Origin of the sequence: Sphingopyxis sp. PAMC25046 (genome assembly GCF_004795895.1) — a bacterium.
Taxonomy (GTDB): Bacteria; Pseudomonadota; Alphaproteobacteria; order Sphingomonadales; family Sphingomonadaceae; genus Sphingopyxis.
On the sequence record NZ_CP039250.1, the window covers coordinates 2,819,687 to 2,842,240 of the forward strand.

The window sequence follows — 22,554 nt, forward strand, 5'->3', positions numbered from 1 at the left end:
TCGATATGATGTCCCAGGGATCGGCCGCGGCCCAAGCTTTCCTCGACAGGGAAGCGGCAGCCGCGGTCGTGACCTGTTATGCGGCCGCGCTCGATGCACGCGACTGGGCCGCCTATCGCGCGCTCTTCATCGACGAGATCGCGATCGATTATGGCGCGATTGGCTCGCTCGTCGCCACCGTGTCCGCCGACGAGTGGACGAAGCGTTGCAAGGCGCTCGAAGGCTTCGACGCGACCGCGCACCAGCTCCATAACGTCATCGCGACGATCGACGGCGACCGCGCGACGGTGACGAGCATCGTCGATGCCGTCCATGTCGTCGGCGTCGAGGACCGTGCGCTCCTCGGCGATCTGATCGGCCGCTACACGCATCGCCTTGTGCGTCAGGAAGGATGGAAGATCGCGGGCGTGACCCTGACCGTCGTCGCCTATCCCGCCGGGAAGGAGGCTTTCGAAGCCGCCTTCGCCGCCGCGCGCGCCATTTTCGCCGAAGGGAACCTCGCATGATCGACGTCTATTTCACGCCCACACCCAACGGCCACAAGGTGTCGATCATGCTCGAAGAAGTCGGCCTGCCGCATCAACTTCTCGCGATGAACATGCTCGAGGGCGACCATCTGACCCCCGAATATCGCCGCATCAACCCGAACGGCCGCTTGCCCGCGATCGTCGACCATGATCCGGTCTGCGGCGCCGCGCCGCTACCGGTGTTCGAGAGCGGCGCGATCCTGCTCTATCTTGCCGAGAAGAGCGGGCAGCTGCTTCCGGCCGACCCGCGCCGGCGCAGCCAGGCGCAGCAATGGCTGATGTGGCAGATGGCGAGCTTCGGCCCGATGCAGGGTCAGGCGCATCATTTCATCCGCTACGCGCCCGAGGGGCAGACCTATCCCGTCGAACGCTATCGCAACGAGACGCTGCGGCTGCTCCACGTCCTCAACGGGCGGCTGGCCGAGGCCGGCTTTCTAGCCGAAGAATATTCGATCGCCGATATCGCGGCATGGCCGTGGACGCGCGCGATCCGCGCGATCGGTTTGACCCTCGACGATTATCCTGCCGTCGCCGACTGGTTCGCGCGCATCGGCGAACGCCCTGCGGTGATCGCCGGGACCGACGTTAAAAATGCCGCCAACCTGTCGAGCGCGCGCCCGGTGCTGACAGAAGCGCAATGGTCGAATTTGTTCGGCAAGAATATGCTGGAAGCGCCGACGCGCTAGTCATCTCAAATTTCGTCATTCCCGCGAAAGCGGGAACCCAGCGAGCCAGCGTAGCCACTGGGTTCCCGCTTTCGCGGGAATGACGAGGGTGGCTAGATGCTGTCCGCGTGCCCCCACTGATATTCGACCTTGCCGTCGAGCCGCCGCACGGCGACCCAGTCGCCGCCCGCAAGGCTGTCGTCCTCGATCAGCGCCATGACGCCCCCGGCGATATCCTCGGGTCGGCACGCCTCATTGTTCGCCAGCACGGCCTTCATCCATTCGGACTTGCCGCCCGCGCCCGTCGTGTCGAGGATCGGCGTGTCGACCAGACCCGGCAACATGCCCGCGACGCGGACATTGCACTCCTCCTTCAAAGGTGCGCAGCAGCGCGTGAACATCATCACCGCGGCCTTGGTCGTCGCATACATCGCGTCGTAGAAGCCGGTGCCGAGCGCGACCGTCGACACGGTATTGATAATCACCCCGCCGCCGCGCTTCTTCATCTTCTGCACCGCGATCTGCGTTGCCGCGACGAGCGAGGTGATGTTGACGTCGATGATCCAGCGGATGCGCGCGGCATCGACATCGGGGAATTGCGGCAGGCCCGACACGACCCCGGCGTTGTTGTGCAATATATCGACGTCGCCATGCACCTCAAACCAGGCTTCGACCGCCGGGACGTCGGAAAGGTCCAGAACATGGGTTGTGACCCGCGCGCCCTTTGCCGCGACGAGCCGCGCGGTTTCGGCGAGGGCATCTTCCTTGACATCGACCAGCCTGATTTCCGCCGCGCCGCGTTCCACGAGCATCACGGCGGTTGCACGGCCGATGCCGCCCGCCGAACCCGTCACAATGGCGCTTTTGCCTTGGATCTCCATCTCTTCTCTCCCGCTCATCTTGCCGCTACCGTAAAGCACATTGACAGATAAACTTAAATATCTAAGTATTTTTCGACCGAGAAGACTCGTGCGTTTTTGGGGAGAGTTATGACCGAGGCCACCGCCCTCAGTGCAGGCAGCGCAGCGCCGGACAGCGGCCATGCGCTCCGCCGCAACGTCGCGCTCGCGATGCTGTTCGTCGTCGGAACGATCAACTTCGTCGACCGTCAGCTCCTGTCGGTGCTCGTCGAGCCGATCCGCGCCGAAATGGATTTCAGCGACACGCAATTCGGGCTGCTCACGGGCTTTGCGTTCGCACTCTTCTATGCCGCCGCCGGAGTGCCGGTGGCGATGATCGCCGACCGCTGGAACCGGGTGAAGCTGATCGGCATCGCCTGCGTCGTTTGGAGCGGCTTCACCGCGGCGTGCGGTATGGTCTCGAATTTCTGGCAACTCGCGCTGATGCGCTTCGGCGTCGGCGCCGGCGAAGCCGGCGGCACCGCGCCCTCGCTGTCGGTGATCGCCGATTATTATCCGCCCGCGCGGCGCCCGCTTGCGATCGGCCTGTTCACGCTCAACGGCCCGTTCGGGGTGTTCGTCGGCGCAACCTTCGGCGCATGGGCGGCCGCGAATATCGGCTGGCGCAACGCCTTCATCGTCATCGGGATCGTCGGCATCCTCGTCGCGCCGCTTTTGGTCTGGCTCGTCCGCGAACCCGCGCGCGGGGCGATGGACGCGCACAAGCCCGCCGACGAAGCCCTGCCCTTTTCGCAGAGCCTCGCGATGTTTATCCGCCGTCCGTCGCTCCGCATGGTGATGATCGGCAGCGGGCTCGCCGCCTTCGTGAGCTATGGCATGCTCAACTGGATCCCCGCTTTCCTGATGCGCACCCAGAAGATGCCGTTGGAAGCGATGGCCACATATTTCGGTCCCGCCGCGGGCATCACCTTCGGCATCGGCATCCTCGGCGGCGGCTGGCTCGTCAGTCACCGCGCGAAGGTGTCGGCGCGTGCCTACGGCACCATCCCCGCGCTCGCGACCGCGGTGCTGATCCCGACCTTCATCGCGGCGCTTCTCGTCGATAGCTGGCAGGTCTCGCTCGCGCTGATGCTGATTCCGATGGCGGCATGTACCGCCTATGTCGCCCCCGCACTCGCGCTGGTGCAGAACCTCACGCCGCCGCGCAGCCGCGCGACCGCCGCCGCGGTGCTGATGCTGATGTTCAACATCATCGGGCTGGGGCTCGGCCCGCTTTTCGCCGGGGTCGTCAGCGATAGTCTGAAGCCGGTCCACGGCGACGAAAGTCTCCGCTGGGCATTGATGGCGCTGATGCCTTTCGCCGCCGCCGCCGGTCTCGCCCAATATCGAATGACGCGTTATCTCGAAAAGGATTTCGCCGAATGACCGAGGTCGCGGGGAAGACCGCTTTCATCACCGGCGGTGCGAGCGGGCTCGGGCTCGCAACCGCTAAGGCGCTGGTCGCCAAGGGCGCTTCGGTGATCCTCGCCGACATCGACGCGGCGGGCGCAGAAAATGCTGCGGCGATGCTGCGCAGCGAGGGTGCCAACGCGCTCGGCGTCCTGCTCGACGTCACCAGCGAGGAGAGCTGGTCCGAAGCCGGTGCGAAGGCGCGTGACTGCGGCCCGGTCCGTATCCTGTTCAGCAACGCGGGCGTCGGCGGCGGATCGGGACCGTTCGAACGGTATGACACCGACGTCTGGCGCTGGAACTATGCGGTCAACGCGCACGCGCATCTCTATGCCTGCCGCACCTTCCTCGGCGAGATGAAGGCGTCGGGCGAGCCGAGCCATCTCGTCATCACCTCGTCGATGGTCGCGATCGTGCCGCCGCCGATCTCGGTCGCCTATATCAGTTCCAAATATGCGACGCTCGGCATCGCGATGGCGTTGCGCAACGAGCTGGCCGAAAGCTGCGTCGACATTTCGGTGCTGATGCCCGGCATGTCGGCGACGCGGATCGTCGAGACGACGCGCGAGCTGCGCCCCGTCGAGGTCGAGGTCGGCAAGGCTGCGGCAACGAGCCAGGCGATGCAGGGCGTGCTCGCCGGCGGCATGTCGCCCAACAAGATCGGCGCGCGCGTCGTGCAGGCGATCGAGGCGGGCGAATACTGGATCTTCACCCATCCCGAATGGAAGGCGATGGCCGAACTGGTGACGCAGGATATGCTGGCGTCCTTCGGCCCCTCGGCTGATCCGGCGTACAGAGGCGACGATATCGACGGACTGATCGCGGCCAACGGCGGCCGCATGTTCGGCGCCAAGGTTTAAGGAGAGCATTATGGCAGAGCAGGACGACATCCGCGCGATGGCGCAGCGTTTCTTCGACGCGATCGAGGCGGGCGACATCGAAACGATGCAGAACAGCTTCACCCCCGACGCCGAGATCTGGCACAATACCGACGAGCTGATCGTCACCGCCGCGCAGACCGCGCAGACGCTTACCGGCATGGTCGCGCGCATCAAGGACCGCGAATATGCCGAGCGCCAGCTCACCACCTTCCCCGGCGGTTTCGTCCAGCAGCATGTGCTGAAGGGCAAGCGCGTCCACGACGACGGCGCCGTCCGCCTCCCCTGCGCGATCATCTGCAAGGTCGAGGATGGCAAGATCACGCGGCTCGATGAATATTTCGACAGCGCGCATGTCGCCGAATTCCGCAAATTTGCGAACGCCTGAGGAGTCAATCATGCCCGTGTTGCGCCAGGTTCCCCGTTCGGAAGTCACCGACGAGACCGTCCTCGCCTATTACAACCGCCTGTTCGGCGATCGTGATCCCGTCGCCGAACCCGGCACCGCGACCGGCACGCCCGGCGACTGGTGGACGGTGTTCGCGCTGTCGCCCGACATCTTCGAACATGCGGTCAAGGGTTTCGCCGTCTATCGCAACCCGGCGCGCACGATCGACCCGGTGCTCCGCGAGCTCGGCCAGACGCGCGCGGGCTGGGTCAAGGGCAGCCAGTTCGTCTTTTCGCAGCACTGCAAGTCGCTCCGCGGCCTTGGTGTCAGCGAGGAGAAGATCGCCGCCATCGCGCACTGGCAGGTCGCCGACTGCTATGACGAACAGGAACGCACCGTGCTCGCCTATGCCGATTGCCTGAGCCAGGCGGGCGGGCGCGTGCCGCTCGAGGTGTTCGACAAGCTCAAGAGTTTCTGGAACGACGAGCAGATCTTCGAATTCACCTACATCACCTGCCTTTATGACATGCACGCCGTGATCACCCGCGCGCTGCGCATGGAATATGATGCGCGCGAGGACCCGATCGTCGAGGTCGCGGCGCCCGAAGGCTTCAACGCCGCCGACTTCCTCAGCGCGCCGCGTCCCGCAAACGGATGAGCGATTACGGCCCGCCCGAGGTCTTCGCGACAGGCCTTCGCTTCCCCGAAGGCCCGGTGCCGATGCCCGACGGATCGGTGCTGCTCGTCGAGATCGCGCGCGGGACGCTGACGCGCGTCGCCCCCGATGGCGCGCTTTCGGTCGTTGCCGAACTTGGCGGCGGGCCGAACGGGCTCGCGATCGGCCCCGATGGCGCGGCCTATGTCTGCAACAACGGCGGGTTCGAATGGATCGAGGCGGGTCCCCTCCTCTTTCCCGGCCATGCCGCGAACGCCGAACCTTGCGGCTCGATCCAGCGCGTCGACCTGACCACCGGTGCGGCGACCACGCTTTACGACAGTTTCGAGGGCGAGCGCCTGAAAGGCCCGAACGACATCGTCTTCGACGCTTGGGGCGGTTTCTGGTTCACCGATCATGGACAAGTTCGTGCCAGCGGCCGCGACCACGGCGCCATCTATTACGCCGCCGCCGACGGATCGCGGATCAGCCGCCAGCGCGCCGACATGATGGGGCCGAACGGCATCGGCCTCTCGCCCGATGGCAAGACGCTCTATGTCAGCGAGACGATGACCGCGCGTGTCTGGGCGATGGACATCGTCGCGCCCGGCAAGCTGGCACCGCCACCGCCCTGGGCGCCCGGCCGTTTCGTCGGCACCCCGCCCGCCTTTCGCCTGCTCGACAGCCTCGCGGTCGAGGAAAGCGGGCGCATCTGCGTCGGGACGATGGTCGAGGGTGGGATCACGATATTCGACCCCGAAGGCGGCGGATCGGAATTCCTGCCGCTCCCCGACGTCGGAATCACCAATATCGCCTTCGGCGGTGCCGGTCACCGCGACGCCTGGATCACGGCGTCGACCACCGGCACGCTCCACCGCGTCCGCTGGGCACGTCCGGGGTTGCGGCTGCATAAACCGTCAAGTTAGTTGACGATTATGTCGAAAAATGCTAAGACTCGCGTGAGAGGACAGGATGAAATTCTATAATAGTGTCGGCCCCAACCCACGCGTCGTGAAGCTGTTCATGGCCGAAAAGGGTATCGAGATCCCCGAGGTCACAATCGACCTGCGCGGCGGCGAGAACCGGCGCGCACCCTATAATGTCGATGTGAACCCCGCCGGGCAGACGCCCGCGCTCGAACTCGACGACGGCAGCTTCCTTTGCGAGATCACCGCGATCTGCGAATATCTCGACGAGAAATATCCCGATCCGACGCTGATCGGCTCGACGCCCGAGGAACGCGCGAACACGCGCATGTGGACGCGCCGCGTCGATCTCAAGATTTGCGAGCCGCTGACCAACGGCTTCCGCTTTGCCGAAGGGCTGCCGCTGTTCGAGGCACGGCTGCGCTGCCTTCCCGAAGCGGCCGACGGATTGAAGGCGATCGCGCAGGACGGGGTCGCATGGCTCGACGCACAGATCGCCGGGCGCGAATTCATCGCGGGCGACGCTCTCAGCCTCGCCGACATCATGCTGTTCGCGTTCCTCGATTTCGGCGCGTCGGTCGGCCAGCCGATCGCCCCTGCCCACACGAATATTCTCGGCTGGTACGAGCGGATGAAAAGCCGCCCCAGCGCCACTGCAAACTAAGGAGACGGATCATGGCTGCAACCAATAGCGAATTCGAATTCTGCGGGGTCAACCACCTCGCGCTCGTGTGCAAGGATATGGCGAAGACGGTCGAATTCTACCGCGACAAGCTCGGCATGCCGCTCACCAAGACGATCGACCTGCCCGGCGGGCGCGGCCAGCATTTCTTCTTCGACATCGGCAACGGCGACAGCCTCGCCTTCTTCTGGTTCCCCAACGCGCCCGAAGCGGTTCCGGGCATCTCCGCCCCCGCCGCGCTGCCGACGCGGGGCAGCTTTGTGTCGGCGCACGGATCGATGAACCATATCGCGATCAACATCCGCGCCGACAAATTCGACGATTATTACAACCGCCTGATCGAAAAGGGCATCGAGGTGACGCCGGTGCTCAACCACGACGACAGCCCGACCCAGTCGTCCGCCGAACTACACCCCGGCGTCTTCGTGCGGTCGGTCTATTTCTTCGATCCCGACGGCGTGTGCCTGGAATTCGCGGCGTGGACCAAGGAGTTCGACGAGAGCGACGTCGCGCACGACCCGGTGCAGGCCGACGGCACGAAGCGCGACGGCTTCATCACCGGCCGCACGCCGGTGCCCGCCGAATAGAATTCCCGAAGACACCACTGGGAACTCCTCCTGGACCCGGCCTTTTGGCCGGGTTCTTTTTTGCGGAATGAGGAATGGCAGCTTGCGGCCGGTTGCTGCCGTCTCATTATTCGTCACCCCCGACTTGATCCGGGGTCCAGCTTGATGCCGAAGACTGGTCGACGCCCCAAAAAGCGGGATCCCGGGTCAAGCCCGGGATGACGGAAGTGGAGGAGAGCAACGACAGCTCTCCACCCCATTGCGCGCCTTCCCCTACCCCACCGCGCGATCGCGCCCTTCCCAATAGGGCGCGCGCAGTTCGCGGCGCAGCACTTTGCCCGACGGGTTGCGCGGCAACGCATCGATGAGTTCGATGCTCTTGGGCACCTTGTACGCCGCGATCCGTGTCCGCGCCCAAGCGATGACGTCGGCGGGGTCGAGCGTCGCGCCCGCGGCAGGCACGATCAGCGCCTTCACCCCCTCCCCCCATTTGTCGTCGGGTACGCCGATCACCGCGACGTCGGCGACGCCGGGGCAGCCCATGATCGCGCTCTCCACCTCGGCGGGATAGACATTTTCGCCGCCCGACACGATCATGTCCTTGATGCGGTCGTGGACATAATAGAAGCCGTCGGCATCGCGATATCCGACGTCGCCAGTGTGCAGCCAGCCGCCGGCCAGCGTCTCTTCGGTCGCCGCAGCGCGGTTCCAATATTCCTTCATTACAATGCCGCCGCGGATCGCAATTTCGCCGATCTCGTCCACACCAAGCTCGTTCCCCTCGCCATCGAGGATCGCCATCGCGGCGCCCGGCCACGGCTGGCCGCACGAAGTGAGCTTGCCCGGCAGATCGTGCGCGGCGGGCGAGAGATAGGAGCCACCGCCGGCCGACTCGGTCATCCCGTAAAATTGCACGAAATCGCAGCCGAAGGTCGCGCGCGCTCGGCGCAGCACATCCTCTGCTATCGGCGAGGCGCCATAAGCGATCGACTTGAGCTTTGAATAAACGCCGTCATTCGCCGCGGGCTGGAGCAGCATCATCTGGATCATCGCGGGGGCGAGGAAGGCGTGCGCAACATCCTCCTCGCGCATCATGCGCACCGCGTCGGCCGCGGTGAAATCCTTGACGAGCACGAGCCGCCCACCCTGCGCGAGTCCCGAGAAGCTGACGTTCGTCCCCGCAACGTGGAACAGGGGCATGACGATCATCACCGTCTCGTCCTCGCCATAAGCGAAACCATCGACCTTGGTCGCGGCCTCCAGGAAAGTGCGATAATTGGCGTTGGTGAGAACGACACCCTTTGGTAGGCCGGTCGTGCCGCTCGTGTAGAGCTGGAGCACATCGTCCGAAAGCTGCGGCGGATCGGCGAGCGGCGCATCGGACGCCGTGCCCAGCCAGACGTCGAATGGCTCGAACGCCGGATGCTCACCATAGAGCGCGATCAGCCGCGGCGGCGCGGCCAGATCGGCGACCGCGGCGAGCGCGCAGTCAAAGAAATCCTCGCCGACAAACAGCAGCTTCGGCCCGGCATCGCCAAGGATGAAGCCAATCTCGGCGGGGGCGAGCCGGCAGTTGATCGGCGCGAAGCAGGCGCGTGCGCGCGCGGCGCCGAAGAAGAGCGGATACCAGCTGTCGTGGTTCTTGGTGAGCGCCGACACGCGGTCGCCGGGCGCAATGCCCGAAGCGGCCAGCGCGTGCGCGACGCGGTTCGACCGCGCATCGAGTTCGGCAAAACTCGTCTCGCGCTCTCCGAATTTCACCGCGGTCGCGCGCCCCCGCATTTTCGCCTGTGCCGCCGGAATGTCCGCCAGCGTCCGGATGGCCTCCAGATCGATCATTTTGCTCTCCCAACCGTCGTTTCGACTTGAATTAGATAGAATACTAAGCAAATGTTTGGCCAGCCCAAAAATCGAGAGGATTGGCCTTGTTCGACCACCCCATATTGCCGACGACGATCGTCGGAAGCTACCCCCAGCCTGACTGGCTGATCGACCGCGAGCGGCTGAACGCCAGCCTGCCCCCGCGCGTGCGCGCCGAGACGCTGTGGCGCATTCCCGAACCCTGGCTCGCGGACGCGCAGGAAGCGGCGACGCTGATGGCGATCCGCGACCAGGAAGAGGTCGGCATCGACATCGTCGGCGACGGCGAGATGCGCCGCGAAAGCTATTCGAACCGGCTCGCGACCGCGCTCTCGGGAATCGACCGCGAGAAGCACGGCACCGCGATCGACCGCACGGGCAACGCCAACCCGGTGCCGCTCGTCTCGGGCCCGATCCGCCGCGTCGCGCCGATCGAGGCGCAGGATGCGGCGTTCCTGCGCCGTCATTCGACCAAGCCGGTGAAGCTCACCCTCCCCGGCCCGTTCACGATGACGCAGCAAGCCGAGAACGGATATTATCCCGACGCGCGCGCGCTGGCGATGGACTATGCCGATGCGGTCAATGCCGAGGTCAAGGATCTGTTCGCGGCGGGCGTCGACGTCGTCCAGCTCGACGAACCCTATCTGCAGGCACGCGCTGCCGAGGCGAACAGCTATGCGATCGAGGCGATCAACCGCGCGCTCGACGGCGTCGGCGGCACCACCGCGCTCCATATCTGCTTCGGCTACGCAATGGTGCATCACGGCGCGGGCGCGACGGGACCGAAGCCCAAGGCTTATGACTTCCTTGCCGAACTCGAAGCGTCGGCGATCGACGTGATTTCGATCGAGGCCGCGCAGCCCGGACTCGACCCCGCGATCCTCGCCGAACTGCCGACCAAGACGATCATGTACGGCGTGCTCGACCTGTCGATCCCCGAGGTGGAGACGCCCGAAGTCGTCGCCGGACGCATTCGCGAGGCGTTGCGTTATGTCGACGCCGAGCGCCTCTGGATCGCGCCCGATTGCGGGATGAAATATCACAGCCGCGAGCATAGCCAGGCAAAGCTGAAGGCGATGGTTGACGGGGCGGAGCTGGTGCGGGCGGAGCTAAGATAAACTCACCTCGTTATTCCCGCGAAAGCGAGAACCCAGCGAGCAAGCGTCGCCACTGGGTTCTCGCTTTCGCGGGAATAACGAAGGTTTATTGGTCGATGAAGGCCGTCAACAGCGGCACCACCACCTCGGGCACCTCGACCGTCGGCAGATGCCCTGCCCCCGCGATCACCTCAAGCCGCGCGCCGGGGATCGCCTCCGCGATCTCGTCATGGTGCGCCCGGCTGGTGATTCCGTCCTTTTCGCCCCAGATCAGCAACGTCGGCACCGCGATCTCATGCAAACGCGGGCGGCTGTCGATGCGCGCCATGATCGCGCGCTGCTGCGCGAGGAAGGTATCGGCGCCGGTATCGGCCGCCATCTGCCGCGCGATGCCGAGCAGGCGCTCGTCGCCGCGCTTCTCTTCGGGAAACAGGATCGGAATGCGTTCCTCGACGACCTGATCGAAATTGCCGCTCTCGACGAGGTCGATATAGCCCTGCCGCCGCGCGGTCTGCGCGGGGCCGTCGGCGGAGGCGAGCGTCGAAATCAGGACGAGCTTCGCGACACGCTCGGGCGCACGGCGCATGACCTCGAATGCGATAAAGCCGCCCATCGCATGGCCGACCAGCACGAATTTCGGCGGCGCATTGTCGAGGAGGCGCTGCGCAAAACCCTCGATCCTATCGTCGCTGCGGTTGTCGGCGACGATCACCTGCCGGTCGCCCCACGCATCGAGCAAAGGCTGCCAGACGGCATTGGTCAAAAGCTGGCCGGTGATGAGGACGATGGGAAGCGACATTCAGACCACCTGATGGAGGAAGGGTTCGCCAGCGGCGAGCCGGCGGCAATTTTCGTGCGCGACCGTCAGGCTGCGAACGAGCGTTTCGGGGGTGAGCCATGCGATATGCGGCGCGAGCACCGCATTCGGCAGTCCGAGCAGCGGATTGCCGCGCGGTAGCGGTTCCTCGGCGAAGACGTCGAGCCCGGCGCCGTGCAGATGGCCCGAGGTCAGCGCGTCGACGAGCCGAGCCTCGTCGACCAGCTCGCCGCGCGCGGTATTCACCAGCACCGCGCCCTTCTTCATAGCAAAGGGGTCGATGCTGGCGCGCGTGTCGTCGGTCAGCGGGATATGCAGCGATACGACGTCGCTTTCGGCGAGCAGGCGATCGAGCGGCCAATATTCGTAGGGCACGTCGCGCTCGCTCCGCGCCGTATAGACGACTTTTGCGCCGAGCGCCGAGAGCACCGGCGCCAGCAATTGTGCCGAATTGCCGAAACCAACCAGGCCGATCGTGCGACCGGCGATTTCGCCGACCTGATCGAGCTCGGACGGATCGGCGGTCCAGCCCTCTCCGCTACGCGTTCGCGCGTCGAAGAAGCAGGTGCGGCGCAGCACCGCCATCATCAGCGACAGCGCCATTTCGGCGACCGCCTGGCTGTTGGTGCCGGGCATGTTGCACACCGCGACGCCAGCCCCATGCGCCGCATCGAGCGCGATCGTGTTCACCCCGACGCCGAGCTTCTGGATCAGCTTCAATTTGGGTGCCGAAGCAATGAACTCGGGGGTCACCGGGGTCAGCACATGGAGCAGTGCGGTGATGTCGGGGGCTATCTCATCGAGCGGCGCGGCCTCGTCGATATGCGTCACAACGCCGGCGCCAAAGATCGCATCGACCGCGTCGCGAAAACCGGGGCTGGGACGCGCGTGGAGGACGATCATGCCGCCACCCGTCCGATCGATCCGGTAAAGGCCGAGAAGCCGGCGAACACGGCATCGCCGCCCATCGCTTCCTCGATCCGCAGCATCTCGTTCCACTTCGCCATGCGTTCCGACCGCGTGAAGCTGCCGACCTTCAATTGCCCGGCGTTCCAGCCGGTCGCGAGATGCGCGATCGTGACATCCTCGCTCTCGCCCGAGCGCGCCGAAACGATCGCGCCCCAACCGCGCGCTACCGCCGCGTCGAGCGCGGCTTTCGCCTCGGTCACGGTGCCGACCTGATTGACCTTGATCAGCGCCGCGTTGCACACCGCCGCCTCGCCCGCGCGCGCGACGCGTTCGGCATCGGTGACGAGCACATCGTCGCCGATGATCTGCACCGTATTGCCGATCGCCGCGGTCACCGCCGCCATCGTCGTCCAGTCGTCCTGCCCCGCCGGGTCCTCGATCGACAGGATCGGATAGCGCTTCGCCCATTCGACGATGCGCGCCGTCATTTCCTCGCCCGACAGGCGCCCTTCGTCGAGCGCGAGATGATAGCCGCCCGCGTCGCCGAGTTCGTTCGCCGCAATATCGAGCGAGATGAAGACCTCATCACCCGCACGGTGCCCGCTCGCCTCGATCGCCTTAGTCAGCGTATCGAGCGCATCCTCGTTCGACGCGAAATTCGGCCACCAGCCGCCTTCGTCGGCCACCCCCGACAGAGGCCCTTTCGCTTCCATCAGCTTGCCCGCGGCGCGATAGACGTCGTCGGTGATCTCGAGCGCGCGGCGAAAGCTGCCGGCCTTCGGGCACATCACCATGAAATCCTGCACATCGGTGCGCCGCCCGGCGTGCGCGCCACCGCCGAAAATCTGGATCTCGGGCAGCGGCACTCGCACCTTGTGCCCGCCCGCGAGATAGCGCCATAGCGGCTCGCGCGCATCGGCGGCTGCGGCATGCAGCACCGCCATCGACACGGCGACGATGGCGTTCGCACCAAGCCGCGCCTTGTTCGCCGTATTATCGAGCGCACAGAGTGTCGCGTCGACCGCCGCCTGATCGCGCGCGTCCATCCCGGCGATCGCGCCCGCAATCTCCGACCCGATCCCGGCGACCGCGCGGTTGACCCCGAAGCCGCCGAACGCGTCGCCCCCATCGCGCAGGTCGATCGCCTCATGCGCGCCGCGCGAGGCGCCCGCGGGGGCGATGGCGCGCCCGATGGCGCCCGATTCGAGCTGCACCTCGGCCTCGACAGTGGGCCGGCCGCGCGAATCCCAGAGCTGGCGGCCAGTGACGGAGGCGATACGCGAAGTCATGGGAGGTTCCTTTTCCAGTTGGCGACCATTTCGCCCAGCGGCGACGGGCGGGCGATCAGCGCCCGCGCCTGATCGCGCACGATGTTTTTATGTTCGGGGTCGGTCAGATAAGGCGCCGGCGACTTGCCCTCGACCCGGGCGAGAAGCAGCGCAGCGGTCAATTTGCCCGCGCGCAGCATCAGCCCGTCGGCGTCTTCCCAGTCGATCCCCGTGCGATAGGCGCCGACCAGCGCCGCCGCAGCTTCGTTCAGCCGCGCATCGCCCGACCACACCGCCTTGAGCAACAGGTGCGTGGTGCAAAAGGCCAGATCGAAAGCCGGATCACCATAGACGGCGCATTCGGCGTCGAGAAACACCGGACCATCGGCGCTGACGAGGATATTCTTCGGGCTGACGTCGCCATGGGCTAGCGCGATCTTGCGCCCCGAAAGATCGTCGGCAAGCGCGGTGAGCACGGGCGCGAGTTCGGCGTCGTGTCGCGCGACATGGAGCAGAAAGGGATCGACGCGCAGCGCGCGGAACATCTCGTCGTTGGGAAAGGCGGCGCGGTCGCGATCATTATGCGCGGTTGCAGCGTGCACAACGGCGATCCCCTGCCCCACCTGCGCCGCAAATGCGAGATCGATACGCCCCGCCATCAGCTCGTCCTTCCACACCGGGCAACCGGGGAGGAAGCGCATCGCGAAGGCGTGGCCCGGCAATTCGGCGAGCACCTCGGGCGCGATATGCGGATCGACACCGCGCGCGCGGCGCAGCCAGCGCACCTCGCTCGTCCCGCGTTCGACCGGCGCGAGCCATTCGGCCGCGACGCGGAGCTGCGGCAGTGGGCGTTTGACGACGATCGGCCCCGACGGCGTTTCGACCTTCCACACATCGCACGACACACCGCCGGTGAGCGGTTCGAGGACGATATCGCCCTCGCCAGCCAAGCCGGCGCCGCGCAACCCGTCCACGATGTCGGCGTCCACCGTCACGTCACAGCTTCTCCCGGATCCATGCGCCGACGAGGTCGGCGGCATTCTGCCGTTCCTCGATCGAATCCTCGAAATAATGCGCCCCGGGGATCAATTCGAGCTTCTTGTCGCTGCTCCCCAGGAAATCGAAGATCTTGCGCGCGTCGCTGGGGAAAACGCCGGTGTCCGCCGTTCCCTGCACGACGAGCGCGGGCGTATCATGTTTGGCGAGGTGCGGCTGCCCCTGGCACGGCGAGGTTTCGAGGCTCCACATGTTGAGCCAGGTCTTGATCGTGTTAGCGCGTCCGATGCTCGGCGTGCGGTTCGCGACCGCCGGATCGCCGCGATAGCACCAGTTGGGTTTGCGGTCCGACGGATCGATCGCCGGATCGACGCAGCGGATGTCGCCCCAGCAACGGAACATCGGAAAGATGCGATCGGGGATGCCCGCATCGTTGAGCCGCTTCAGTTCGGCTTTCGCCCAGTCGGTGATGCGCTGGTTGCGCGCGCGCTGCGCGGCGCGGTATTTTTCGATGAACGCATCCGAATAGGGCGGCCCGTTGTCGGGGTTGAACGGATCGAGTTCGGGATCGGTCAGCGTCGGATCATTCTCGTCGATCACCGACGCGTCCATCCAGTCGGTCAGCACTTCGGGCCGCCCCTGATGCGCGTTGAAGCTGATGTAGAGATCGCCTTTGACGAGGTTCGCAAGCGCGTCCTGTCCGACCGATGGCAGGCGATCGGTGAGCGTCGGCGCGATCGCCTCGGCCTGATAGGCACCCATCAGCGAACCGCCGCCCGAATTGCCGAGAATGACGATCTGTTCGACGCCCGCCTCTTCCTTGAGCCACTTCATCCCGACGCCGATGTCGAGCACCGCATGTTCGAGCAGAAACTGGTCCTCGACGCCTCGATAACGCGTGTTCCAGCCGAGGAAACCGAACCCCTGCCGGGCAAAATAGGGCGCGATATAATGTTCGGAGAAATCGACGTTGTAATGCGTCGCGATGATCGCGACCTTCGGCCGCTTGCCGCTTTGGGTCCAATAGATACCCTGGCACGGATGCCCGCCCGCCTGGATGCGCGGCGCCGTCGGCGACACTCGCCCGATAAATTGCGCGTCCAGTCCTTCGATCCCGTTCGGGTCCATCATCGTCTCTCCTGTTTGTAATTATGTCAGCGGGTGACTTCAAAGGGCAGCTCATAGCCTGCCAGCCCCGCACGGATTGCCTTCTTGTCGATCTTGCCCGTCGGCCCGAGCGGGATATCCGCGACGAACAGCACGTCGTCGGGCATCCACCAGCGCGCGATCTTGCCGTCGAGAAAGTCCTTGAGGTCGTCGGCGGAGGCGCTGGCGCCGGGCTTCAACTGGCACAACAGAATCGGCCGCTCGTCCCATTTGGGATGCGCAACCCCGACGACCGCGGCGTTGGCGACCGCCTCATGCCCCATCGCGATATTTTCGATCTCGATCGAACTGATCCACTCGCCGCCCGACTTCACGACATCCTTCGCGCGATCGGTGATCTGCATATAGCCTTCGGCGTCGATCGTGCTGACGTCGCCGGTGTCGAAAAAGCCCTCGTCGTCGAGCACCTCGCCGCCCTCGCCGCCATAATAGGCGCCCGCGATCGTCGGCCCCTTGATCATCAGCCGCCCCGGCGTCGTGCCGTCGTGCGGCAGGCGATTTCCCGCGTCGTCGATTAGCTTCATCTCGAGCCCGCAGAGCAACCGCCCCTGCTTGAGCTTGTACGCCATCTGCGCGTCATCGCCCTTCGCAGCAACCGACGCATTGGGGACCGACACGGTCCCGAGCGGCGAGGTTTCGGTCATGCCCCAGCCCTGGACGACGTCGACGCCATAGTCGTCGCGGAAGGTGCGGATGATCGATTCGGGGCACGCCGACCCACCGATCGTCACGCGCTCCAAAGTCGTGAAACGCTTCCCATTTTCCTGCATATAGGTGAGCAGCATCTGCCATACCGTCGGCACCGCGGCCGAGTAAGTGACGCCTTCCTGCTCGATCAGATTATAGATCGATTCGCCGTCCATCCGCTGCCCGGGCAGCACGAGCTTCGCGCCGACTGCGGGCGCCGAATAGACCACGCCCCACGCATTGGCATGATACATCGGCACGACCAGCAGCACCGTATCGCGCGCCGACAGCGCGAGCGCGTCGCGCTGCAAGGTCATCAGCGCGTGGATATAATTGGAACGGTGCGAATAGAGCACACCCTTCGGATTGCCCGTCGTCCCGCTGGTGTAGCAGAGCCCGCACGCCGCATTTTCGCCGAACCCGCCCCAATCATATTCGTCGCTATGGCCCGCGATCCAATCGTCGAACGCGACCGCGGCAAAGCTGGTTTCGGGCATCGACGCAGCGTCGCAAAAGAAGATCACCTTCTCGATGCTCGGCACCTGCGGCAACAGTTCTTCCACCAGATCGGCGGTCGCCGGATCGGCGATCAGCAATCGGTCGCCGGCATGGTTCGCAATATAGGCGATCTGTTCGGGAAACAGCCGCGGATTGAGCGTGTGAAGCACCGCCCCCATGCCCGCGGCGCCATACCAGGCGCCAAGGTGCCGCGCGCCGTTCCACGCCATCGTCGCGACGCGGTCGCCCGGCTTGATCCCCTCGGCGGCGAGCGCATTCGACACGCGCTTCGCGTCGGCATGGACGTCGGCATAGGTGGCGCGGGTGACACGCCCCTCGGCATCGCGCGACACCACCTCGCGCGCGCCGTGCCAGGTCGCCGCATGGTCGATGATCCGGTCGACCGTCAGCGGCACATTCTGCATCAACCCGTCCATGCGGCACTCTCCCTCGTCGTTGAATAGGTAGTATACTAAGTATTTTACCTTTGCAACGCCGCCCGGCCTTGCTTCGCCCGCATCGCTCTTCTAGCGTGACGGCGTCGACACCCGCCGGCAACAGGGGCACAACATAGCGTCATATGCGCACAAACCAGCTTATCATCGCGCTTTTTCAACGCTTCTGCTGGCTCGACGAAGGGCTGCAGGCGCGGCTTCACGATCATGGCTGGCCCGATGTCAATCGTCCGCAATCGATGATAATGACCAATATCGTCAGCGGCGTCGTGCGCCCGTCGGACATCGCGCGCAATCTCGGCGTGTCGCGGCAGGCGGTCCACAGCACTATCAACCAGATGGTGAAGCTCGGCATCGTTCGGCTCGACGTCGATCCCGACGACCGCCGCCACATGATCGTGTCGCTGACCGACCTTGGCGCACGCATGCGCAAGGATGCGCAGCGATCGATGGACGCGCTCACCGCACAGATCGCCGACCGCCTCGGTCAGGACAAGTTCGACGCGCTGCTCGCCGCGCTCGAGGCTGACTGGGGCGACAATATCGCGCGCGCGGCTTCGCGCACTCGCTAGACGGCAAGCGCCTTCGCGACAGCGACCAGCCGCGCGGCGGTCATATCCACCAGCGACGCGGGCAACGGCTCCTTCAGACTGCCATCGTCGGCAAAGGCCGCGTGCGCGTTCGGCACCAGCACCTGTTCGGGAATCACGAGCATCTGGATCGTCGACAAAATCTGGCGCAGGTGCATCAGCCCGCGCAGCCCCCCAAAGGGGCTGATCGACGCCGACATGATCGCCGCCGCCTTGCCGCGATAGGCGGAAAGCGCGACAAGGCTCTCGTCGCCGGTGGGCCGCGATGCCCAGTCGATCGCATTCTTGAGCAGCGGCGACAGCGAACCATTATATTCGGGCGACACGAACAGCAGCCCGTCCTGCGCGGCGAACAGTGTCTTGAGCTTCAACGCGCCAGGCGGAAAGGCGCCGGCTTCGAGCGCCGCCGAATAGACCGGCAGGTCGAAAGCCGCGAGATCGACCCGCGTGACGCTTGCGCCCTGCGCTTCGAGGCTCGCGGCGGCGAGTTCGCCCAAGGCGCGATTGAACGACCCCTCTCGGGTGCTCCCGACGATGACGGCGATGCTGGTCATTTTCCCTCCCGGACAATATAATTAGAATACTAACCTATTGTCCGGTCGCGGCAAGATCAAGCGCTCAGGCCTTGATGTCCGAAAGCACCGCGAGCTTGCGCGTTTCGTCGGCGAGATTGTCGATCACGCGGCGCATCAGCCCCTGCAGCACTTCGACCTCCTCGTCGCTCATGCCCTTGGTCGCGATCTCGTGAATCTCGGCGTTCATCGGCGCGAGGATCAGCTCGAGCTTCTTCGCATGCGGGGTCAGATGAATGAAGGTCTTGCGCCGGTCGTCGGTCGTCTTCTTGCGCGTGATCAGCCCTGCCTTTTCCAGCCCTTTCAGCGCGACAACGGTGGTCGGCTCGCGCATCCCCACGCGTTCGCTCAGTTCGCGCTGGGTAATGCCGTCCTCGCGCCAGAGCTGGCGCAGGAAACGCCACTGCCCCGCCGAAACGTCGTGCGTCAGCGTGCGGCGTTCGAGCAACCGCGAAAAGGAACGGAAGACGACGCGCGCGAGGTAGCCGATGCTGTTTTCAGGATCGGTATAATATTCGGCGGGATGCCTATAATCCTTTGTTTTCTTTATCAAAATCCTGCTCCCCTGTCGCAGCGCCGGGTGCCGACCCCACCGCGTGTCAAATCTTAGGACGCGAAGGTTCGCGCGGCAACCATCTTCGTCGCCGCGTCCTGTCCTGTCACCGTTCCAACCCCGCGATAATGTTGGACAAGATTCGCCAATCAATATACTTAGAATACTAAGCTAATGGAGGCGATGTGCAAAGATTCATTCGGACGAAAGCGGTCGCGGCGCCCTTGCCGCTCGCCAATGTCGACACGGACATGATCATTCCCGCCGAATATATGAAGGCGCTGACGCGTTCGGGCCTTGGTCGCCATCTCTTCCGCGAGTTGCGCTTCGACGGGAATGGCCGTGAACGCGGGGATTTTATCCTCAACCGGCCTGCCTGCCGCGACGCGCGGATTCTGGTCGCCGACCGCAATTTCGGCTGCGGCTCGTCGCGCGAACATGCCGTGTGGGCGCTCACCGATTTCGGGATTCGCTGCATCATCGCGCCGAGTTTCGGCGATATCTTTGCCGGCAATGCGCGCAAGAACGGCCTACTGCTCATCCGCTTGCCCGACGATAGCTGCGCCCGCCTGCGCAGCGAGATCGAATATACCCGATATGCGCCCATCGAGGTCGACCTCGAAACGCAGCGCATCCGCCTCGTCTCGGGTGAGACGATCGCTTTCAAGGTCGATCCCGACGACCGGCGCATATTGATGGAGGGGCTCGACGATATCGCCCGCACGCTGCGTCACGCCGACGCCATCGCGCGGTTCGAGGCCGCAACCTAGTCGAGCATCGTCGGCGACGCGACGCAGCCCGCTATCGCACTCGCCGCCGCCAGCGCCGGGCTCATCAGGTGGGTGCGTCCGCCGCGCCCCTGGCGATTCTCGAAATTGCGGTTCGAGGTCGCGGCGCAGCGTTCGCCGGGTTGCAGCCGGTCGGCATTCATCCCGACGCACATCGAACAACCCGGTTCGCGCCAATCGAAACCTGCGGCGCGCAGCGTGTCGGCGACACCCTCCGCCTCGGCCTGCCTTTTGACCAGCCCCGATCCCGGCACGACCATCGCGCGGACGTGCGGCGCGATGCGGCGTCCGCGCACGATGTCGGCGGCGATGCGCAAATCCTCGATCCGGCTGTTGGTGCAGCTGCCGATGAAAATGCGGTCGAGCCGCTGGCCGGCAATCGCCCGCCCGGGGGCAAGGTCCATATAGGCGAGCGCGCGCTCGGCCGCGGCGCGCGCGTCGGGATCGGCCAGCGCCGCCGGGTCGGGAACGGGATCGTCGATCGCGACGACCTGCGACGGATTGGTCCCCCAGCTCACCATCGGCCGCACGTCGCGCGCATCAAATTCCAGTTCGCGGTCGAACGCCGCGTCGGCGTCGCTCGCCAGCGCCGCCCAGCGCGCCACGGCCGCATCCCACGCGTCGCCGCGCGGCGCCGCCGGGCGCCCGTTCAGATAGGCGAGCGTCGTCGCATCGGGCGCGACCAGCCCGGCGCGCGCGCCCATCTCGATGCTGAGGTTGCACAGCGTCATCCGCGCTTCCATCGACAGCGCGCGCACGGCCTCGCCGGCATATTCGATGACATGCCCCCCCGCGCCGTCGACGCCGATCGCGCCGAGCAAATGAAGCGCGAGGTCCTTGGCATGGACATGCGGCGCCAGCGCGCCCTCGACGGTCACGCGCATGTTGCGCGAGCGGCGCTGGCGGATCGTCTGCGTCGCCAGCACATGTTCGACCTCCGACGTACCGATCCCGAAGGCGAGCGCGCCGAACGCGCCGTGGGTCGAGGTGTGGCTGTCGCCGCAGACGATCGTCATCCCGGGCTGCGAGCGCCCCTGTTCGGGGCCGACGACATGGACGATCCCGCCGCGCGGATCGCCCATCGGGAAATTCTCGATGCCGAAGCGGCCCGTATTTTCGACCAGCACCTCCAGCTGCGCCCGCGCCTCGCGGTCGGCGACGCCGGCGGGGCCTGCCGCCTGCCCCGCCGTCGGGACATTATGGTCGGACAGGGCCAGCGCGCGCTCGGGACGCCGCACCGCCCGCCCCGCGGCCGCAAGGCCGGCAAAGGCCTGCGGCGACGTGACCTCGTGCAGCAGATGCAGGTCGATATAGAGCAGGGTCTCGCCATCGTCCTCGGCGACGGCGTGCGCATCCCATATCTTGTCGTAAAGCGTGCGCGGGCGGGTCACAATTTCCCCAGCGTCTCTTTCCGGGGCCCCAGATAACCGAAGAGATAGGCTGCGACTTTCCGCATCTGGATCTCTTCGGCGCCTTCGGTGATGCGATAGCGACGATGGTGGCGGTAGATATGTTCGAAGGGTTTGTGGCGCGAGTATCCGATGCCGCCATGGACCTGCATGGCGCGGTCGGCGGCTTCGCAGACAAGGCGGTTCGCCCAATAGTTGCACATGCTGACCTTGTCGGACAGCGTGCGCTCGATTTCCTTGTGCGGCGTGTTGTCCATGTCCCACGCGGTTTTGCGGATGAGCAGGCGCAGCATCTCGGCCTGCGTTGCCAGCTCGACCAGCGGGAACTGGATCGCCTGGTTCTTCGCCAGCGCCTCGCCGAACGGCTTGCGCGTCCGGGCGTATTTCACGCTTTCCTCGATGCAGTAGACGGCGGCGCCCAGCGAGCTTGCCGCCTGGCGAATGCGATTCTGGTGGACGAAACTTTGCGCGATCGCGAGCGCGCCGCCCTCGGGGCCGAGCCGCGCGCTGTCGGGCACCCACACATCGGTGAACGTCATGCGCGGATGGTCGGTCGGCATGTTGAACGTCCACATATATTCGTCGACGCTCATTCCCGGCGTTCCCGTCGGAACGAGCAGGCAGGTGATGCCCTTCGCCTCGCCGTCGGCGCCGCTCGTGCGGCAAAAGGTCGCGCAGTGCGTCGCGACGTGCATGCCGGTGATCCACATCTTGCGCCCGTCGATGCGCCAGCCGTCGACGCCATCGCGCGTTTCTCGCACGCCGCGCGTCTCCATATGCGTCGCGTCGCTGCCGTGATCGGGTTCGGTCAGGCCGAAGGCGGTGCGCCGCCTGCCCTCGAACCCGCCGAGGATGAACTCGGCCTTCTGTTCGTCGCTGACCCCGAACTGCTCGAACATCTCCACAAAGGGGAAGTTGCCGACGATGCTGTGCTCGTTCTGAAGGTCGTTGTGGAGCCCCAGCCCCTTCGCCGCCAGATGCTCGCGGATCACCGCCATCCAGAGGTTGCTACCGTCCTTGCCGCCATATTTCTTAGGCGCCGAAAAGCGCCAGTGGCCCGCGGCGTCGGCTTTGCGCGTCGCGGCCTTGAGCAGCTCTTCCCACTCGTGCCGCGGCAACCCCTGATTGTCCCAGTCGGTGCGCGCATGCTCGCGGCGATGGTCGAAGAAGCGGATATTGTCGTCTGCAAGCTCGAGCGGCTTGATCTCGGCCGCGATAAAGCGATCGAGTTCTTCCAGATAGGCCGCAAGGTCGGCGGGCATCGCAAAATCCATCGTCTCTCTCCCTGATCT

24 protein-coding genes are annotated in these 22,554 nt (G+C 65.4%); 12 read left to right on the forward strand and 12 right to left on the reverse strand.

Going from position 1 to position 22,554, the window contains the following annotated elements:
• Positions 1-5: 5 nt before the first annotated feature.
• On the forward strand, positions 6-506 hold the full coding sequence (locus E5675_RS13305) for a nuclear transport factor 2 family protein (protein ID WP_136174936.1): 501 nt from the start codon (positions 6-8) through the stop codon (positions 504-506).
• Positions 503-1,213 (forward strand): glutathione S-transferase C-terminal domain-containing protein, encoded by a 711-nt coding sequence (locus tag E5675_RS13310; RefSeq protein WP_136174937.1) that lies wholly within the window; start codon positions 503-505, stop codon positions 1,211-1,213. Before E5675_RS13305 ends, E5675_RS13310 begins: the two co-directional genes overlap by 4 nt.
• A gap of 92 nt (positions 1,214-1,305) precedes the next feature.
• On the opposite strand, the gene E5675_RS13315 is transcribed toward E5675_RS13310, so the two are convergent.
• Complete coding sequence (locus E5675_RS13315; protein ID WP_168707864.1) at positions 1,306-2,073, reverse strand: SDR family oxidoreductase; 768 nt, start codon at positions 2,071-2,073, stop codon at positions 1,306-1,308.
• Positions 2,074-2,181: 108 nt separating this feature from the next.
• Between E5675_RS13315 and E5675_RS13320 the strand changes: the two genes are divergently transcribed.
• The 7 genes from E5675_RS13320 to E5675_RS13350 are packed head-to-tail and all read left to right on the forward strand — an operon-like array spanning position 2,182 to position 7,617.
• Entirely contained in the window at positions 2,182-3,477 is a 1,296-nt protein-coding gene (locus tag E5675_RS13320; RefSeq protein ID WP_136174939.1) for an MFS transporter, read from the forward strand.
• Positions 3,474-4,361 carry an SDR family NAD(P)-dependent oxidoreductase gene (locus E5675_RS13325; RefSeq protein ID WP_136174940.1) on the forward strand — a complete coding sequence of 296 codons (888 nt, stop codon included), beginning with the start codon at positions 3,474-3,476 and terminating at the stop codon, positions 4,359-4,361. The genes E5675_RS13320 and E5675_RS13325 overlap by 4 nt, the downstream gene beginning before the upstream one ends.
• 10 nt (positions 4,362-4,371) lie before the next feature.
• Positions 4,372-4,767 carry a nuclear transport factor 2 family protein gene (locus tag E5675_RS13330; RefSeq protein WP_136174941.1) on the forward strand — a complete coding sequence of 132 codons (396 nt, stop codon included), beginning with the start codon at positions 4,372-4,374 and terminating at the stop codon, positions 4,765-4,767.
• A 10-nt stretch (positions 4,768-4,777) separates the two neighbouring features.
• Positions 4,778-5,425, forward strand: a complete 648-nt coding sequence (locus E5675_RS13335; RefSeq protein WP_136174942.1) for a carboxymuconolactone decarboxylase family protein — start codon at positions 4,778-4,780, stop codon at positions 5,423-5,425.
• Positions 5,422-6,348: an SMP-30/gluconolactonase/LRE family protein gene (locus E5675_RS13340; protein ID WP_136174943.1), complete on the forward strand. Its 927-nt coding sequence runs from the start codon at positions 5,422-5,424 to the stop codon at positions 6,346-6,348. Before E5675_RS13335 ends, E5675_RS13340 begins: the two co-directional genes overlap by 4 nt.
• Before the next feature lie 46 nt (positions 6,349-6,394).
• A complete protein-coding gene (locus E5675_RS13345; protein WP_136174944.1) occupies positions 6,395-7,012 on the forward strand; it encodes a glutathione S-transferase in 618 nt (205 codons plus the stop codon).
• 11 nt (positions 7,013-7,023) lie between these two features.
• Positions 7,024-7,617, forward strand: coding sequence for a VOC family protein (locus E5675_RS13350; protein ID WP_136174945.1), 594 nt, complete (start codon positions 7,024-7,026; stop codon positions 7,615-7,617).
• Positions 7,618-7,869: 252 nt separating this feature from the next.
• On the opposite strand, the gene E5675_RS13355 is transcribed toward E5675_RS13350, so the two are convergent.
• Complete coding sequence (locus E5675_RS13355) at positions 7,870-9,435, reverse strand: long-chain-fatty-acid--CoA ligase (protein WP_136174946.1); 1,566 nt, start codon at positions 9,433-9,435, stop codon at positions 7,870-7,872.
• 86 nt (positions 9,436-9,521) lie between these two features.
• Between E5675_RS13355 and E5675_RS13360 the strand changes: the two genes are divergently transcribed.
• Positions 9,522-10,574: a 5-methyltetrahydropteroyltriglutamate--homocysteine methyltransferase gene (locus E5675_RS13360; protein ID WP_136174947.1), complete on the forward strand. Its 1,053-nt coding sequence runs from the start codon at positions 9,522-9,524 to the stop codon at positions 10,572-10,574.
• Between the two features lie 85 nt (positions 10,575-10,659).
• On the opposite strand, the gene E5675_RS13365 is transcribed toward E5675_RS13360, so the two are convergent.
• Genes E5675_RS13365 through E5675_RS13390 form a run of 6 tightly spaced genes read right to left on the reverse strand, consistent with a single transcriptional unit; the run spans position 10,660 to position 17,332 of the window.
• On the reverse strand, positions 10,660-11,352 hold the full coding sequence (locus E5675_RS13365) for an alpha/beta fold hydrolase (RefSeq protein ID WP_136174948.1): 693 nt from the start codon (positions 11,350-11,352) through the stop codon (positions 10,660-10,662).
• Entirely contained in the window at positions 11,353-12,273 is a 921-nt protein-coding gene (locus E5675_RS13370; protein ID WP_136174949.1) for an NAD(P)-dependent oxidoreductase, read from the reverse strand. It lies immediately after the preceding gene.
• The gene (gene eno / locus E5675_RS13375) at positions 12,270-13,568 is read right to left on the reverse strand and encodes a phosphopyruvate hydratase (protein ID WP_136174950.1); all 1,299 of its coding nucleotides are present in this window, start codon (positions 13,566-13,568) and stop codon (positions 12,270-12,272) included. Before eno ends, E5675_RS13370 begins: the two co-directional genes overlap by 4 nt.
• Positions 13,565-14,542, reverse strand: coding sequence for an aminoglycoside phosphotransferase family protein (locus E5675_RS13380; protein ID WP_247594616.1), 978 nt, complete (start codon positions 14,540-14,542; stop codon positions 13,565-13,567). The genes eno and E5675_RS13380 overlap by 4 nt, the downstream gene beginning before the upstream one ends.
• Before the next feature lies 1 nt (position 14,543).
• Positions 14,544-15,674 carry a lysophospholipase gene (locus tag E5675_RS13385; RefSeq protein ID WP_247594617.1) on the reverse strand — a complete coding sequence of 377 codons (1,131 nt, stop codon included), beginning with the start codon at positions 15,672-15,674 and terminating at the stop codon, positions 14,544-14,546.
• Positions 15,675-15,697: 23 nt separating this feature from the next.
• Complete coding sequence (locus E5675_RS13390; protein WP_136174952.1) at positions 15,698-17,332, reverse strand: long-chain-fatty-acid--CoA ligase; 1,635 nt, start codon at positions 17,330-17,332, stop codon at positions 15,698-15,700.
• A 143-nt stretch (positions 17,333-17,475) separates the two neighbouring features.
• On the opposite strand from E5675_RS13390, the gene E5675_RS13395 reads away from it, so the two are divergent.
• Positions 17,476-17,922 (forward strand): MarR family transcriptional regulator, encoded by a 447-nt coding sequence (locus tag E5675_RS13395; RefSeq protein WP_136174953.1) that lies wholly within the window; start codon positions 17,476-17,478, stop codon positions 17,920-17,922.
• Here E5675_RS13395 and E5675_RS13400 read toward each other — a convergent pair.
• A complete protein-coding gene (locus tag E5675_RS13400; RefSeq protein WP_136174954.1) occupies positions 17,919-18,494 on the reverse strand; it encodes an NAD(P)H-dependent oxidoreductase in 576 nt (191 codons plus the stop codon). The genes E5675_RS13395 and E5675_RS13400 overlap by 4 nt on opposite strands.
• Positions 18,495-18,558: 64 nt before the next feature.
• Entirely contained in the window at positions 18,559-19,065 is a 507-nt protein-coding gene (locus E5675_RS13405; protein ID WP_136174955.1) for a MarR family transcriptional regulator, read from the reverse strand.
• Between the two features lie 185 nt (positions 19,066-19,250).
• Between E5675_RS13405 and leuD the strand changes: the two genes are divergently transcribed.
• Positions 19,251-19,835, forward strand: a complete 585-nt coding sequence (gene leuD / locus E5675_RS13410) for a 3-isopropylmalate dehydratase small subunit (RefSeq protein ID WP_136174956.1) — start codon at positions 19,251-19,253, stop codon at positions 19,833-19,835.
• On the opposite strand, the gene leuC is transcribed toward leuD, so the two are convergent.
• Together leuC and E5675_RS13420 are read right to left on the reverse strand one after the other, a co-directional pair.
• On the reverse strand, positions 19,832-21,244 hold the full coding sequence (leuC, locus tag E5675_RS13415; RefSeq protein WP_136174957.1) for a 3-isopropylmalate dehydratase large subunit: 1,413 nt from the start codon (positions 21,242-21,244) through the stop codon (positions 19,832-19,834). The genes leuD and leuC overlap by 4 nt on opposite strands.
• Positions 21,241-22,536, reverse strand: a complete 1,296-nt coding sequence (locus E5675_RS13420; protein WP_136174958.1) for an acyl-CoA dehydrogenase family protein — start codon at positions 22,534-22,536, stop codon at positions 21,241-21,243. Before E5675_RS13420 ends, leuC begins: the two co-directional genes overlap by 4 nt.
• Positions 22,537-22,554 lie beyond the last annotated feature (18 nt).

Bases quoted from the DNA above. Each gene is read 5' to 3' on its own strand.
- E5675_RS13370 (WP_136174949.1), bottom strand. From the start codon at position 12,273: ATGATCGTCCTCCACGCGCGTCCCAGCCCCGGTTTTCGCGACGCGGTC.
- E5675_RS13315 (WP_168707864.1), bottom strand. From the start codon at position 2,073: ATGGAGATCCAAGGCAAAAGCGCCATTGTGACGGGTTCGGCGGGCGGC.
- E5675_RS13305 (WP_136174936.1), top strand. From the start codon at position 6: ATGATGTCCCAGGGATCGGCCGCGGCCCAAGCTTTCCTCGACAGGGAA.
- E5675_RS13390 (WP_136174952.1), bottom strand. From the start codon at position 17,332: ATGGACGGGTTGATGCAGAATGTGCCGCTGACGGTCGACCGGATCATC.
- E5675_RS13385 (WP_247594617.1), bottom strand. From the start codon at position 15,674: ATGATGGACCCGAACGGGATCGAAGGACTGGACGCGCAATTTATCGGG.
- E5675_RS13330 (WP_136174941.1), top strand. From the start codon at position 4,372: ATGGCAGAGCAGGACGACATCCGCGCGATGGCGCAGCGTTTCTTCGAC.
- E5675_RS13395 (WP_136174953.1), top strand. From the start codon at position 17,476: ATGCGCACAAACCAGCTTATCATCGCGCTTTTTCAACGCTTCTGCTGG.
- E5675_RS13335 (WP_136174942.1), top strand. From the start codon at position 4,778: ATGCCCGTGTTGCGCCAGGTTCCCCGTTCGGAAGTCACCGACGAGACC.
- eno (WP_136174950.1), bottom strand. From the start codon at position 13,568: ATGACTTCGCGTATCGCCTCCGTCACTGGCCGCCAGCTCTGGGATTCG.
- E5675_RS13400 (WP_136174954.1), bottom strand. From the start codon at position 18,494: ATGACCAGCATCGCCGTCATCGTCGGGAGCACCCGAGAGGGGTCGTTC.
- E5675_RS13350 (WP_136174945.1), top strand. From the start codon at position 7,024: ATGGCTGCAACCAATAGCGAATTCGAATTCTGCGGGGTCAACCACCTC.
- E5675_RS13320 (WP_136174939.1), top strand. From the start codon at position 2,182: ATGACCGAGGCCACCGCCCTCAGTGCAGGCAGCGCAGCGCCGGACAGC.
- E5675_RS13310 (WP_136174937.1), top strand. From the start codon at position 503: ATGATCGACGTCTATTTCACGCCCACACCCAACGGCCACAAGGTGTCG.
- E5675_RS13355 (WP_136174946.1), bottom strand. From the start codon at position 9,435: ATGATCGATCTGGAGGCCATCCGGACGCTGGCGGACATTCCGGCGGCA.
- E5675_RS13325 (WP_136174940.1), top strand. From the start codon at position 3,474: ATGACCGAGGTCGCGGGGAAGACCGCTTTCATCACCGGCGGTGCGAGC.
- E5675_RS13340 (WP_136174943.1), top strand. From the start codon at position 5,422: ATGAGCGATTACGGCCCGCCCGAGGTCTTCGCGACAGGCCTTCGCTTC.
- E5675_RS13365 (WP_136174948.1), bottom strand. From the start codon at position 11,352: ATGTCGCTTCCCATCGTCCTCATCACCGGCCAGCTTTTGACCAATGCC.
- E5675_RS13420 (WP_136174958.1), bottom strand. From the start codon at position 22,536: ATGGATTTTGCGATGCCCGCCGACCTTGCGGCCTATCTGGAAGAACTC.
- E5675_RS13345 (WP_136174944.1), top strand. From the start codon at position 6,395: ATGAAATTCTATAATAGTGTCGGCCCCAACCCACGCGTCGTGAAGCTG.